The sequence below is a fragment of the Mucilaginibacter lappiensis genome, assembly GCF_050433765.1.
Lineage (GTDB): Bacteria > Bacteroidota > Bacteroidia > Sphingobacteriales > Sphingobacteriaceae > Mucilaginibacter > Mucilaginibacter lappiensis_A.
Genome location: NZ_JBNPWP010000002.1, coordinates 38,219 through 52,105, shown reverse-complemented (window position 1 = coordinate 52,105; position 13,887 = coordinate 38,219). Strand labels below are relative to the sequence as shown.

General features: G+C 43.0%; 12 protein-coding genes. All 12 read left to right on the top strand.

All coding sequences use genetic code 11. From position 1 onward, the window contains the following. Positions 1-129 precede the first annotated feature (129 nt). The 12 genes from atpD to M2273_RS05640 all read left to right on the top strand — a co-directional run bounded on the left by atpD (position 130) and on the right by M2273_RS05640 (position 13,886). Complete coding sequence (gene atpD, locus M2273_RS05695) at positions 130-1,635, top strand: F0F1 ATP synthase subunit beta (protein WP_429394098.1); 1,506 nt, start codon at positions 130-132, stop codon at positions 1,633-1,635. 102 nt (positions 1,636-1,737) lie between these two features. Then, on the top strand, positions 1,738-1,992 hold the full coding sequence (gene atpC, locus M2273_RS05690; protein ID WP_429394096.1) for an ATP synthase F1 subunit epsilon: 255 nt from the start codon (positions 1,738-1,740) through the stop codon (positions 1,990-1,992). 560 nt (positions 1,993-2,552) lie between these two features. Beyond that, the gene (ilvD, locus tag M2273_RS05685; RefSeq protein WP_429394094.1) at positions 2,553-4,262 is read left to right on the top strand and encodes a dihydroxy-acid dehydratase; all 1,710 of its coding nucleotides are present in this window, start codon (positions 2,553-2,555) and stop codon (positions 4,260-4,262) included. Positions 4,263-4,369: 107 nt separating this feature from the next. Further along, positions 4,370-6,106 carry a biosynthetic-type acetolactate synthase large subunit gene (ilvB, locus tag M2273_RS05680; RefSeq protein WP_429394092.1) on the top strand — a complete coding sequence of 579 codons (1,737 nt, stop codon included), beginning with the start codon at positions 4,370-4,372 and terminating at the stop codon, positions 6,104-6,106. A gap of 28 nt (positions 6,107-6,134) precedes the next feature. Next, positions 6,135-6,740, top strand: a complete 606-nt coding sequence (gene ilvN, locus M2273_RS05675; RefSeq protein WP_429394090.1) for an acetolactate synthase small subunit — start codon at positions 6,135-6,137, stop codon at positions 6,738-6,740. A gap of 169 nt (positions 6,741-6,909) precedes the next feature. Beyond that, positions 6,910-7,968, top strand: coding sequence for a ketol-acid reductoisomerase (gene ilvC / locus M2273_RS05670; RefSeq protein ID WP_429394088.1), 1,059 nt, complete (start codon positions 6,910-6,912; stop codon positions 7,966-7,968). Between the two features lie 107 nt (positions 7,969-8,075). Beyond that, positions 8,076-9,494, top strand: a complete 1,419-nt coding sequence (gene leuC, locus M2273_RS05665) for a 3-isopropylmalate dehydratase large subunit (RefSeq protein ID WP_429394086.1) — start codon at positions 8,076-8,078, stop codon at positions 9,492-9,494. 104 nt (positions 9,495-9,598) lie between these two features. Next, a complete protein-coding gene (locus M2273_RS05660) occupies positions 9,599-9,934 on the top strand; it encodes an antibiotic biosynthesis monooxygenase family protein (protein ID WP_429394083.1) in 336 nt (111 codons plus the stop codon). Positions 9,935-9,939: 5 nt separating this feature from the next. Continuing rightward, entirely contained in the window at positions 9,940-10,530 is a 591-nt protein-coding gene (gene leuD / locus M2273_RS05655; protein ID WP_429394081.1) for a 3-isopropylmalate dehydratase small subunit, read from the top strand. A gap of 122 nt (positions 10,531-10,652) precedes the next feature. Beyond that, a complete protein-coding gene (gene leuB / locus M2273_RS05650) occupies positions 10,653-11,723 on the top strand; it encodes a 3-isopropylmalate dehydrogenase (RefSeq protein WP_429396334.1) in 1,071 nt (356 codons plus the stop codon). A gap of 77 nt (positions 11,724-11,800) precedes the next feature. Then, on the top strand, positions 11,801-12,556 hold the full coding sequence (locus tag M2273_RS05645) for a class I SAM-dependent methyltransferase (protein WP_429394078.1): 756 nt from the start codon (positions 11,801-11,803) through the stop codon (positions 12,554-12,556). Between the two features lie 163 nt (positions 12,557-12,719). Next, positions 12,720-13,886 (top strand): 2-isopropylmalate synthase, encoded by a 1,167-nt coding sequence (locus M2273_RS05640; RefSeq protein WP_429394075.1) that lies wholly within the window; start codon positions 12,720-12,722, stop codon positions 13,884-13,886. Position 13,887: the final 1 nt, after the last annotated feature.

Sequence of the window (13,887 nt, the reverse complement as noted above, 5' to 3'; positions counted from 1 at the left end):
ATAAAAATGTTGCTTTAGGTATTTAAATATTTGGATAGAAATCTTAACTTTGCGCCTCTGAAATAGCATCTTATATTTTATTAGTAATAACTATTTCAAGGAAAAATTCTTTAAAACACCAGGTTATATATGCCAAACATTGGAAAAATATCACGGATCATTGGTCCGGTAGTTGACGTAAGTTTCGCTGATGACGCTCATCTTCCTAAAATTTATGATGCGTTAGAGATCACGAAAGATAATGGCCAGAAAATCATTTTAGAAGTTCAACAGCATTTAGGCGAAGATCGTGTACGCGCGATAGCGATGGATTCAACAGACGGATTGCTACGCGGCATGAAGGTTTTGGATTTGGAATCGGCCATTAAAATGCCGGTTGGCGAAAATATTAAAGGCCGTGTATTTAACGTAGTAGGTGATGCTATTGACGGTATAATTAACTTAGATAAATCCAATGGCCGCCCTATCCACAATACTCCGCCACGTTTCGAAGATCTATCAACCGAAACCGAAGTATTGTTTACAGGTATCAAGGTTATCGACTTATTAGAGCCTTATGTAAAAGGTGGTAAGATCGGTTTGTTTGGTGGTGCCGGTGTTGGTAAAACTGTATTGATCCAGGAACTGATCAACAACATCGCGAAAGCTTATGCTGGTTTATCAGTATTTGCGGGTGTTGGTGAGCGTACACGTGAAGGTAATGACCTTTTACGTGAGATGCTTGAATCAGGCATTATAAAATACGGAGATGCATTTATGCACTCTATGGAAGAAGGCGGATGGGACTTAAGCAAAGTGGATAACGAAGCTTTAAAAGACTCGAAAGCAACCTTCGTTTTCGGTCAGATGAACGAGCCTCCCGGTGCACGTGCACGTGTGGCATTATCAGGCTTAACTATTGCTGAGTATTTCCGCGATGGTGAAGAAGACGGTAAAGGTCGCGATATCCTTTTCTTTATCGATAACATTTTCCGCTTTACACAAGCAGGTTCTGAAGTATCAGCGTTATTGGGCCGTATGCCATCGGCAGTAGGTTACCAGCCAACACTGGCTACTGAAATGGGTACCATGCAAGAGCGTATCACTTCAACCAAACGCGGTTCAATTACATCAGTACAAGCGGTTTACGTACCTGCGGATGATTTAACTGACCCTGCACCGGCAACAACATTTGCCCACTTGGATGCTACTACCGTACTTTCACGTAAAATTGCCGAGCTTGGTATTTACCCTGCTGTGGATCCTTTGGATTCTACATCACGTATCCTTAGCCCATCTATTTTAGGTGATGAGCACTACAATACAGCTCAACGTGTTAAAGAAACTTTACAACGTTACAAAGAGCTGCAGGATATCATCGCGATCCTGGGTATGGACGAGTTATCTGAAGAAGATAAACTGATTGTATCCCGTGCGCGCCGTGTTCAGCGTTTCCTGTCACAACCATTCCACGTTGCCGAGCAATTTACAGGCTTAAAAGGTGTATTGGTTGATATCAAAGAAACCATTAAAGGTTTCAACATGATCATGGATGGCGAAGTTGATGAATACCCTGAAGCTGCTTTCAACTTAGTTGGTGGCATTGAAGATGCCATTGAAAAAGGTAAAAAGCTGTTGGCTGAAGCCAACGCTTAGTATCAAGTATAAAGTATCAAGTAGCAAGATCATATTGCCCCTGATACTTTATGTTAATTATAAATACTTGATACTTGATACGAACTACTTGATACAAAAAAAATGACATTAGAAATTCTTACACCCGATAAAAAAGTATACGAGGGCGAAGCCACATCGGTAACCGTTCCGGGTGCTTTGGGATTATTTGAAATATTAAACAACCACGCGCCTATTATCTCTACCTTATTAGATGGTAAGTTAACTGTGCGCGGTGGCAGTGCTGCTAAAGAAGAAGTTTTTTTTATTAAAGGCGGCGTTGTTGAGGTATTAAACAATAAGGTGATTATTCTGGCTGAAGGCATTCAGCACAAATAAACTATACCCTTATATTTTACAAAAACGTCCGGGTATAACACCCGGACGTTTTTTTTTGCCACTTTTTTCAGGACCTGTGTCAATGAACAGACCAAACAACCACTGAACAAACTGAACTCAATTTTTGATTACTTACACCCAAAAGTTGTTTAAATTAACAAGGCATAATTTTAAGGCAAATAATATAAATAGCGAAGCAACATTATTAAAGCAAAAACTCATGAAGTATCTCCACCCGGTTTTTATAATTTCTAAGCAAGCTTTGGCCGTTTCAGGAAGAAAATTGGCAACTTACTATGCATGCATAAAATATGTACTGAATACCGTTTTGAACTTTGGTCTATTTTGAAACAAATATTATTCCTATATTTATACTATATAAAGAATTATATTCTGTTTTGTGAAATTATTTAAAATTATATACTTTTTCAAAATATTTTACGCAGCTATTGTTATTCTTTATCGCTATATCTACCTTACGGATACAGATTCAAACAGTACAAGTAAACCAGGATCAACAGGCAAAATTATTTACAAATTAGTCTATCATAACAAATAAAATGAGTTCATCATCAGATACAATATCGGCTATAGAATTGAATAAGTATAGCAAAAATTTAACGCAAGACCCAACACAGCCCGCAGCGCAGGCCATGCTTTATGGTATTGGTTTAACTGATGACGATATGAAAAAAGCACAGGTTGGCGTTGCCAGCATGGGCTACGATGGTAACACTTGCAACATGCACCTTAATGACCTGGCTAAAATAGTGAAACAAGGCATATGGGATGAAGAGTTGGTTGGCCTTATATTTAATACCATTGGCGTAAGCGATGGTATGAGCATGGGTACCGAAGGCATGCGTTATTCATTAGTAAGCCGCGATGTAATTGCCGATTCGATAGAAGCTGTTTGCGGAGCACAATATTACGATGGTTTGATCACCCTGCCGGGATGCGATAAAAACATGCCGGGATCAGTTATAGCCATGGGCAGACTTAACCGTCCGTCAATAATGGTTTATGGTGGTACTATTAAACCCGGCCATTATAAAGGCGAAGACTTGAATATCGTATCGGCATTTGAGGCTTTGGGCCAAAAAATAGCCGGTAATATTACTCCCGAGGATTTTATGGGTGTAGTTAAAAATGCCTGCCCAAGTGCTGGTGCCTGCGGTGGTATTTATACAGCTAATACCATGGCTTCGGCAATTGAAGCTTTAGGTATGAGCTTGCCTTACTCTTCTTCAAACCCGGCTTTAAGCCCCGAGAAGAAAGCGGAATGTTTGGCAGCCGGTAAAGCCATAAAGATATTATTGGAGAAAGATATCAAACCATCAGACATCATGACCCGCGCGGCATTCGAGAATGCTATTGTAACCATCATGGTTTTAGGCGGCTCAACCAACGCGGTATTGCACCTGATAGCTATGGCTAAAGCCGTGGGTGTTAAAGTAACCCAGGATGATTTCCAGTCGGTAAGTAACCGTATCCCCGTATTGGCCGATATGAAGCCAAGCGGCAAGTATATGATGGAAGATCTGCATAAGATTGGCGGTGTGCCCGCGGTTATGAAGTATCTGCTTAAACTGGGTTGGATTGATGGCAGCTGTTTAACCGTAACCGGCAAAACCATTGCCGAAAACCTGGAAGAAGTTCCTGAAATTGAATTTGAAAACCAAAAGATCATATTCCCGGCCGAAAACCCTATAAAAGCTACAGGTCACTTACAAATATTATACGGAAACCTTGCCGAAGGTGGCAGCGTTGCCAAAATTAGTGGTAAAGAAGGCGAACGTTTTGAGGGCCCCGCCCGCGTGTTCGACGGGGAGTTTGAGTTGATAAACGGGATTACAAGCGGCCTCGTACGAGCCGGTGATGTGGTAGTTATCCGCAACATAGGCCCTAAAGGTGCACCGGGTATGCCCGAAATGCTAAAACCAACAGGCGCTATTTTTGGTGCAGGTTTAGGTGCTTCGGTAGCATTAATAACCGATGGTCGTTTTTCTGGTGGTACCCATGGTTTTGTGGTAGGCCACATCACCCCCGAAGCTTATGACGGTGGTTTGATAGCCTTTGTTAAGGATAATGATACCATTGAGATAGATGCCACTACCAATACCATGACGCTAAAAGTATCTGACGCGGAAATTGCAGTACGCAAAGCCAACTGGGTACAACCAGCATTAAAAGTAAAAAAAGGCTTACTATACAAATACGCAAAAACAGTAAGCACAGCCGCTGAAGGTTGTGTAACTGATGAAATGTAGCCCCCTAACCCCCTGAAGGGGGAACAAGAGGGTTAATAATAAAGGATTAAAATAACAAAACATACAATTAAAAAAGCTCCCCCTTTAGGGGGCTGGGGGGTAAAACTATGGAAGTTGCACAGGAAACATTAACTACACCCGCTCCAAAAACAGCGGTAGAAGTTTCAGGATCAGTAGCATTATTGGAGGCATTAATTGTTGAAGGTGTTGATACCATCTTTGGCTATCCGGGTGGCGCTATTATGCCCATCTATGATGCTCTATTTGATTATAATGATAAGCTGAACCACATCCTGGTCCGTCATGAACAAGGCGGTATCCATGCAGGGCAGGGTTATGCGCGTACATCGGGCAAAGTGGGTGTTGTATTTGCAACCAGCGGGCCCGGTGCAACAAACCTGGTAACAGGTTTGGCCGATGCTCAGATAGATAGTACTCCACTGGTATGTATTACCGGACAAGTATTCGCGCACCTTTTAGGTACCGATGCCTTCCAGGAAACAGACGTGATCAACATCACTACCCCGGTAACCAAATGGAACTACCAGGTAACTGATGCCACCGAGATCCCCGAGGTATTGGCCAAAGCTTTTTACATAGCAAAAAGCGGCCGTCCCGGACCGGTATTAATTGATATCACCAAAAACGCGCAGATACAAAAATTCAGCTATCAGGGTTATACTCCTTGTGATCATATCCGCAGCTACAGGCCAAAACCTATAGTACGCACACAATATATTCAGGAAGCCGCCGAATTGATCAATCAGGCTAAAAAACCATTTATCATTTGGGGACAGGGTGTAATATTGGGCAGTGCCGAGCAGGAGTTTAAAACTTTTGTTGAAAAAAGCGGTATCCCTGCAGCATGGACCATTTTAGGTGCAGGCGCTATCCCAACAGATCATCCGCAAAATGTGGGTATGCTGGGGATGCATGGCAACTACGGCCCTAACGTATTAACCAACGAGTGCGATGTGCTTATTGCCATTGGTATGCGCTTTGATGACCGTGTAACCGGTCGTTTAGATAAATATGCTAAACAGGCTAAGGTGATCCATCTGGATATTGACCCTGCCGAGATCGATAAAAACGTAAAATCAACCGTACCGGTATGGGGCGACTGTAAAGAAACCCTGCCTTTGCTTACCAACGCTATTGAGCAAAAAAAGCATACCGAATGGATCAACAAGTTTAATGATTATACCCAACAGGAAATTGACGCGGTAATCCATACAGAATTAAATCCAACCTCGCCCGAAATGACCATGGGTGAAGTGATCAAACAACTGAACGAGATAACCAAAGGTGAAGCAATTATTGTAACCGACGTTGGTCAGCATCAGATGGTGGCTTGCCGTTATGCCAAATTCAACAATACCCGCAGTAATGTAACCAGCGGTGGCTTAGGCACTATGGGCTTCGCTCTGCCAGCCGCCATCGGTGCCAAATTTGGCGCACAGGACCGTACTGTAGTAGCTATTATTGGCGACGGCGGTTTCCAGATGACCTTGCAGGAACTGGGTACCATTATGCAATGCGGTATTGATGTAAAGATCATCATCCTGAATAACCGTTTCCTGGGTATGGTTAGGCAATGGCAGGAATTGTTTAATGAGCGCCGCTACTCTTTTGTGGATATCCAGAGCCCTGACTTTGTTGCGGTTGCTGCAGCGTACCGCATCCCCGGCAAATGCATCAACGACCGTAAGGACCTTCCGGCGGCATTAAATGAAATGCTGAGTAACAAAGGCTCGTTCCTTTTAGAGGTAATGGTAACCAAAGAGAACAATGTGTTCCCGATGGTACCGCAAGGATGCAGTGTAAGCGAGATCAGGCTTAAATAAGGGCCCTTAAATTTTAACAAAATCAGTCATGAGCAATCAAGATACAGAGAAACAGGAATTTAACATCACGGTTTATACCGAAAACCAGATTGGTTTATTAAGCCGGATAGCTATTATATTTACACGCCGTAAGATCAATATCGACAGCCTGAATACTTCTCCGTCAGAGATAGAGAGTATCCACCGCTTTAATATTGTGATCACCGAATCGGAAGATGTGGTACGCAAGCTTACCCGCCAGATTGAAAAACAGGTGGAAGTACTAAAAGTGTATTATCATACCAACGAAGATGTGATTTGGCAGGAATTAGCGTTATATAAGGTATCAACAGATGTTATTGCCGAAAAGGTAAGTGTTGAGCGCCTGCTGCGCGAAAACGGTGCACGCGTGGTTGTACTCCGTAAAGATTACACAGTATTTGAAACCACCGGTCACCGCGAGGAAACCGATAACCTGATCAGCATATTGCAGCCTTATGGCCTTATTGAATTTGTACGCAGCGCACGCGTGGCTATTATTAAAGATAGCGACGGCTTTAACCGTAAACTGCGCGAATTTGAAAGACTTGAACCAGGCGAAGATGTAATTGAAAACGAATACCTGAACCAGGGGGCAAAAGTATTTACGATGTAGAGTTCTGAATCAGAATTTACAGAATTTAAGAATGAACAGAATTCCAAAAATTCTTTAATTCTGTAAATTCTGATTCAGACAACAAACAAATGATAATCAAAATATAAACTTTAAATAAATAATCGGTGTAATCAATAAAACATCGGTGTAATCATCAAATAACAAAACAATGGCAAAATTAAATTTCGGCGGCACTGAAGAAAATGTAGTAACCCGCGAGGAGTTCCCTTTATCAAAAGCTCAGGAAGTATTAAAAGACGAAGTCGTAGCAGTAATTGGCTATGGCGTTCAAGGTCCGGGTCAGGCATTAAACCAAAAAGACAATGGCATCAACGTAATTGTTGGTCAGCGTAAAGGCACCAAAACATGGGATAAAGCTGTAAGTGACGGCTTTGTACCCGGCGAAACCCTTTTTGAAATTGAAGAAGCTTTGGAAAGAGGAACTGTAATTTGCTACTTATTAAGCGATGCAGCCCAGATTGCCGTATGGCCAACTGTTAAAAAACACTTAACTCCGGGTAAAGCATTATACTTTTCTCACGGTTTTGGTATCACTTTTAATGAGCAAACCGGCATCGTCCCTCCTGCCGATGTTGACGTATTTTTAGTTGCTCCTAAAGGATCAGGTACTTCATTACGCCGTATGTTTTTACAAGGCCGCGGCTTAAACTCAAGCTACGCGATTTTCCAGGATGCAACAGGTAAAGCATTTGATCGTGTTATTGCTTTAGGTATTGCTGTTGGTAGCGGTTATTTATTTGAAACCAACTTCAAAAAAGAAGTATATAGTGATTTAACCGGCGAGCGTGGCACACTGATGGGTTGTATCCAGGGTATTTTTGCTGCTCAGTACGATGTATTGCGCGCTAATGGCCACTCACCATCTGAGGCTTTTAACGAAACTGTTGAAGAGTTAACCCAATCATTAATGCCTTTAGTTGCTGAGAATGGTATGGACTGGATGTATGCCAATTGTTCAACTACAGCACAACGCGGTGCTTTGGATTGGTGGAAAAAATTCCGTGATGCCACTAAACCGGTATTTGAAGAATTGTACAAAAGCGTTGCAACAGGCGTTGAGTCACAAAAATCAATCGATTCAAACAGCAAAGCTGATTACCGCGAAAAATTAGATGCTGAATTAAAAGAATTACGCGAAAGCGAATTATGGCAAGCAGGTAAAACTGTACGCAGCTTACGCCCTGAAAACCAGGTTGTAGAAGCATAATTTTAAGTCTTGAATTGTAAGTCATAAGTATGAAGTTATAAGTCAATGACTTTATACTTACGGCTTATGACTTACTACTTCGGACTTTAGACTAAAGACTAAAAAACATGGGACAAACATTATTCGATAAAATTTGGGATGCGCACGTCGTCAGTAGCAACGAGGGTTTTCCTGATATTTTATACATCGACACACATTTCATACACGAGGTAACCAGTCCGCAGGCATTTGATGGTTTGCGCACAAGGGGTTTACCGGTTTTCAGGCCCAAACAAACAGTGGCCACTGCCGATCATAACGTTCCTACAATTGATCAGCACCTCCCCATAAAAGAAGAACTTTCCCGCTACCAGGTTGATATGCTCACCAAAAACTGTGCAGAATTTGGCATTGAGCTATATGGCTTAGGGCACCCTTTCCAGGGTATAGTACACGTGATAGGGCCCGAGCTGGGCATCACCCGTCCCGGTGGTACTTATGTTTGTGGTGATAGCCACACGTCAACACACGGCGCCTTTGGTGCCATAGCATTTGGTATAGGTACATCACAGGTTGAGCAGGTAATGGCTACCCAGTGTTTACTACAATCGCGCCCTAAAAGAATGAAGATCGAGGTAAACGGTAACCTCCAAAAAGGCGTTGGCGCTAAGGACATCATTCTTTACATTATTTCAAAGATCTCGGCCGCTGGCGGCACTGGTTATGCTGTGGAATATGCAGGTGATACCATCCGTTCATTAAGTATGGAAGGCCGCATGACCATCTGTAACATGAGCATTGAAATGGGTGCACGCTGTGGTTTAATTGCTCCCGATGATACCACATTTAATTATGTAAAAGGCCGCGAGTTCGCCCCTAAAGGCGAAGAGTGGGATAAAGCATTAGCTTACTGGAAAACTTTATACTCTGATGCTGATGCTCAGTTTAATGAAGTATTATCCTTTAAAGCCGAAGATATTGAGCCAATGATCACCTACGGAACAAATCCGGGGATGGGTATTGGTGTTACACAACACGTTCCTGAAACTGCTTCATTTGAAGCCAAAGAACAGGGATCATACAAAAAAGCCCTTGATTATATGGGCCTGCATGATGACGAACAATTATTAGGGAAGCCTATTGATTATGTTTTCATCGGCAGTTGCACCAACTCGCGCATTGAAGACTTGCGCCAGGTGGCCGAATTTGTAAAAGGCAAACACAAGGCAGATAACGTTACCGTATGGGTAGTTCCGGGGTCAAAACAGGTACAGGAACAAGCCATTCGCGAAGGACTGGACAAAATATTTAACGAAGCAGGGTTCCCGCTTCGCGAACCAGGATGCAGCGCATGTTTGGGAATGAACGAGGATAAGATACCTGCGGGCAAATATTGCGTATCCACCTCCAACCGTAATTTTGAAGGCCGCCAGGGACCAAACTCCCGCACCTTTTTGGCCAGCCCGCTAACCGCGGCAGCATCGGCAATTACCGGTAGGGTAACGGATATAAGGGAATTTTTGAAAGAGAAAGAATTAGTTAGCTAATACTAATATGTCATTGCGAGCGTAGCGTGGCAATCTCATCATGCAAGTTCAACGCCTGCACCGTGAGATTGCTTCGTACCTCGCAATGACAAAAAAGAAATAAGATGATACTTGAAGTAGCCATATTGAATGTAACACCAGGCCAGGAGGATGCTTTTATAAAGGCATTTTCAAAAGCACAGGTTATCATATCAAAAATGGCCGGTTACATCACTCATCAGCTAAAAAGATGTGTGGAAAATACAAGCCGGTTTATTTTACTGGTGGAGTGGCAAAAACTGACCGACCACACCATAGGCTTCAGGCAATCAACAGAATACCAGGAATGGAAAGGTTTATTACATCATTTTTATGATCCCTTTCCTACTGTTGAACATTATGAAGACATAGAGATAAAAGGCACAGAGTCTCAAATCTCATATCTAACATCTCAAATCTAAAAAAGATGGCAACCAAAATATTTAAACATATACAAACCAGCGTGGTACCCTTGCCTATCGAAAACATCGATACGGATCAGATCATCCCGGCTCGTTTTTTAAAGGCCACTACCCGCGAGGGCTTTGGCAATAACCTGTTTCGCGACTGGCGTTTTGACGGGGACAATAATCCTAAAGCGGATTTTGTGCTTAACAATCCAAACTTCAGTGGTAAAATACTGGTGGCCGGCAAAAACTTTGGTTGCGGCAGTAGTCGTGAGCACGCTGCCTGGGCCATTGCCGATTATGGTTTTGATGCCGTTGTAAGCAGCTTTTTTGCCGATATATTTAAAGGCAATGCCCTTAACAATGGTTTATTGCCAGTACAGGTAAGCGATGATTTTTTAAAGAAGATCTTCGATGCTGTTGATGCTGATGAGCACGCGGTGGTAGAAATTGACCTGGTTGATCAGTTCATTAAAATTGTAGCCACAGGCGAACAGGAAACATTTGAGGTTAACCCTTACAAAAAAGCCTGTATGACCAATGGTTATGATGATATTGACTATATTCTGAGCAAAAAGGAATTAATTGAAGAGTTTGAAGAATCTAAATAATTAAGTCATCCTGAACTTGTTTCAGGATCCCTCAGGACATGCCGGGATGCTCAGCACTCTGCTATTTCAAGTGAGATGCCGAAACAAGTTCGGCATGACATATTTAAAAATACCAAATGGGAATTAAAAAACACATATTAGTAATACCCGGTGATGGCATCGGTACCGAAGTAACAACCTGGGGTAAGGCCGTACTGGAAAAAATTGGTCAGGATTTTGGCCATGAGTTCAGTTTTGACGAAGCCCTGATGGGCCATGCAGGTATTGAAGCTACCGGCAATCCGCTGCCTGATGAAACTTTGGCTAAAGCAAAAGCCAGCGATGCCATTTTATTTGGCGCTATTGGTCACATCAAATATGATAATGATCCATCGGCTAAAGTACGCCCTGAGCAGGGTTTGTTAAAAATACGTAAGGAACTTGGCCTGTATGCCAATCTGCGCCCCATCATGCTTTTTGATGAGCTGCTGGATGCATCAAGCCTAAAACCGGAGATACTGAAAGGAACCGACATTCTTTTCTTCCGGGAATTAACTGGTGATGTTTACTTCGGCGAGAAAAAACGCAGCGAGGATCGCAATACAGCATCTGACCTGATGATCTATTCCCGTTACGAGGTAGAGCGTATTGCCATAAAAGCTTATGAAGCGGCTATGGTTCGTGGTAAAAGATTATGCTCTGTTGATAAAGCGAACGTGCTGGAATCTTCACGCCTGTGGCGCGAGGTGGTTCAGGAAATAGCTAAACAATATCCTGAAGTTGAAACCGAGCACATGTTTATCGATAACGCGGCCATGCAGTTGGTTAAAAATCCTAAAAAGTTTGACGTGGTATTAACCGCTAACCTTTTTGGTGATATTTTAACTGACGAAGCATCGCAGATCGCGGGTTCAATGGGTATGCTGGCATCCGCATCAATTGGCGATGGTACCGGTTTCTTTGAGCCTATCCATGGTTCGGCACATGATATTGCCGGGCAGGATAAAGCCAATCCGCTGGCATCTATATTATCAGTAGCGCTCATGCTGGAAATTAGTTTCGGACTGAAAGAAGAAGCTAAACTGATCACATCGGCCATTGATAAAGCATTGAAAGATGGTTACCGCACCGGCGATATTGCTGATGCCAATACCGATAAAAGCAAAATTTTAGGCACCAAAGCCATGGGGCAAAAAGTGCTGGAATATTTGTAGCCCCCAGCCCCCTAAAGGGGGTGTAGGAAAACAAAATCGGTGTAATCAAAAAAACATCGGTGTAATTTTGAAAGACTATGAAATGGAATCCTGATCTGTACGACCAAAAACACGCCTTTGTATTTCAATACGGTGAGGACGTGCTGGAATTACTGGATGTTAAAGCCGGTGAATATATTCTTGATCTGGGTTGCGGTACGGGCCATTTAACACAGCAGATCCAAAGCAAGGGAGCCAAAGTAAAGGGCACCGACCTGTCGCCTGATATGATTGCACAGGCAAAGGAAAAGTATCCTGAAATTGAGTTCGTGGTTGAAAACGCTGCCGACTTTTTTACCGATACTCCGTATGATGCGGTGTTTTCGAACGCGGCCCTGCATTGGGTAAAGGACCAAAACGGGATGATGCGTAGTGTATATAACGTTCTTAAACATGGCGGCCGCTTTGTAGCCGAAATGGGCGGTAAAGGCAATGTTGCCCGCTTAATTGAAGCCACCCAACTGGTGCTGCAAAACCACGGTTACCATGTACAGGCTGATACCCGGATCTGGTATTTCCCGTCGATAGGCGAGTATGCTACCAAGTTAGAGGAGCACGGCTTTAAGGTAAGCTACGCTATTCATTATGACCGTAAAACACCGTTGCAGGATGGCGATCAGGGTGTGGCCAAATGGGTAACCATGTTTGGTGAACAATACCTTGAAGGTATAGCCGAAGATGAAAAACAACAGATATTAACAGAAATAACCAACAAGCTTGAACCACACTATAACGAAGGCGGCCAATGGTATGCCGATTACAAAAGGTTAAGGTTTATAGCTGTAAAAGAATAATTTAAGTAGCAAGTAATTAGTATCAAGTATCAAGACTTTTTAGCTGTTTTGATTGGAGATATCTACAGATAACGAAATGAATTAAGTAAAAAGTAAACGAATCGGTCTTGATACCTGATACTCGCTACTTGATACTAACACATAACTAAAAACAAAAAATAATATGTTACACGATCCCAACCGCGTTTATGTTTTTGATACCACGCTTCGCGATGGCGAGCAGGTACCGGGTTGCCAGTTAACAACCCCCGAAAAGATTGAGATAGCAAAAGAACTGGAACTACTGGGCGTGGATATTATTGAAGCAGGTTTCCCGGTTTCAAGTCCGGGCGATTTTAACAGTGTTGTTGAAATTTCAAAGGCGGTGAAAAATCCTACCGTTTGCGCGCTTACCCGTGCCAACAAAGGCGATATTGATGCTGCTATCGAATCATTAAAATATGCTAAACATCCGCGTATCCATACAGGTATTGGTTCGTCTGATATGCATATCAAGCATAAATTTAACAGTACCCGCGAAGATATACTGGAACGTGCCGTTGAAGCCGTTAAATATGCCAAACGTGCCGTTGAAGATATTGAGTTTTATGCCGAAGATGCCGGCCGTGCCGACGTTGTATTTTTAGCGCAGATGGTTGAAGCGGTAATTGCCGCCGGCGCCACTGTAGTTAACATTCCGGATACGAATGGTTATTGCCTGCCTGATCAATACGGCAGCAAGATCAAATTTTTGAAAGAGAACGTAAAAAATATTGACAAGGCCATTATCTCGGTGCATTGCCATAATGATTTAGGTCTGGCTACTGCCAACTCTATTGCCGGTTTGCAGAATGGCGCCCGCCAAATTGAAGGTACCATTAACGGTATTGGAGAGCGTGCAGGTAATACCTCAATTGAGGAGGTGGTCATGATCCTGAAAACACACCAGGTACTGGGTTTGCATACCAACATCAACTCTAAAAACTTTTATGAGCTTAGCCGTATGATCAGCACACAAATGCGCATGCCAGTACAGCCCAATAAAGCCATCGTGGGCAGCAATGCCTTTGCGCACAGCTCAGGCATCCACCAGGATGGTTTCCTTAAAAACCGCGAGAACTATGAGATCATACGTCCCGAGGATGTAGGTTTCCCGAGCGCCAGTATTGTACTTACCGCCCGCAGCGGCAGGCACGCGCTTAAATTTCACCTGGAGCGTTTGGGCTACAATTTGGATAAGGAAGAACTGGCCGAAGTATATAACAGCTTTTTAACCCTTGCTGATGTTAAGCTTGACATCAACGACGATGACCTGTTAGGTTTGGTAGCACACAAGCTGGTAAAAAATTAAT

What these genes read in the sequence shown, in the direction of transcription:
- atpD (WP_429394098.1), top strand. Translation starts at nt 130, where the DNA reads ATGCCAAACATTGGAAAAATATCACGGATCATTGGTCCGGTAGTTGAC.
- atpC (WP_429394096.1), top strand. Translation starts at nt 1,738, where the DNA reads ATGACATTAGAAATTCTTACACCCGATAAAAAAGTATACGAGGGCGAA.
- ilvD (WP_429394094.1), top strand. Translation starts at nt 2,553, where the DNA reads ATGAGTTCATCATCAGATACAATATCGGCTATAGAATTGAATAAGTAT.
- ilvB (WP_429394092.1), top strand. Translation starts at nt 4,370, where the DNA reads ATGGAAGTTGCACAGGAAACATTAACTACACCCGCTCCAAAAACAGCG.
- ilvN (WP_429394090.1), top strand. Translation starts at nt 6,135, where the DNA reads ATGAGCAATCAAGATACAGAGAAACAGGAATTTAACATCACGGTTTAT.
- ilvC (WP_429394088.1), top strand. Translation starts at nt 6,910, where the DNA reads ATGGCAAAATTAAATTTCGGCGGCACTGAAGAAAATGTAGTAACCCGC.
- leuC (WP_429394086.1), top strand. Translation starts at nt 8,076, where the DNA reads ATGGGACAAACATTATTCGATAAAATTTGGGATGCGCACGTCGTCAGT.
- M2273_RS05660 (WP_429394083.1), top strand. Translation starts at nt 9,599, where the DNA reads ATGATACTTGAAGTAGCCATATTGAATGTAACACCAGGCCAGGAGGAT.
- leuD (WP_429394081.1), top strand. Translation starts at nt 9,940, where the DNA reads ATGGCAACCAAAATATTTAAACATATACAAACCAGCGTGGTACCCTTG.
- M2273_RS05645 (WP_429394078.1), top strand. Translation starts at nt 11,801, where the DNA reads ATGAAATGGAATCCTGATCTGTACGACCAAAAACACGCCTTTGTATTT.
- M2273_RS05640 (WP_429394075.1), top strand. Translation starts at nt 12,720, where the DNA reads ATGTTACACGATCCCAACCGCGTTTATGTTTTTGATACCACGCTTCGC.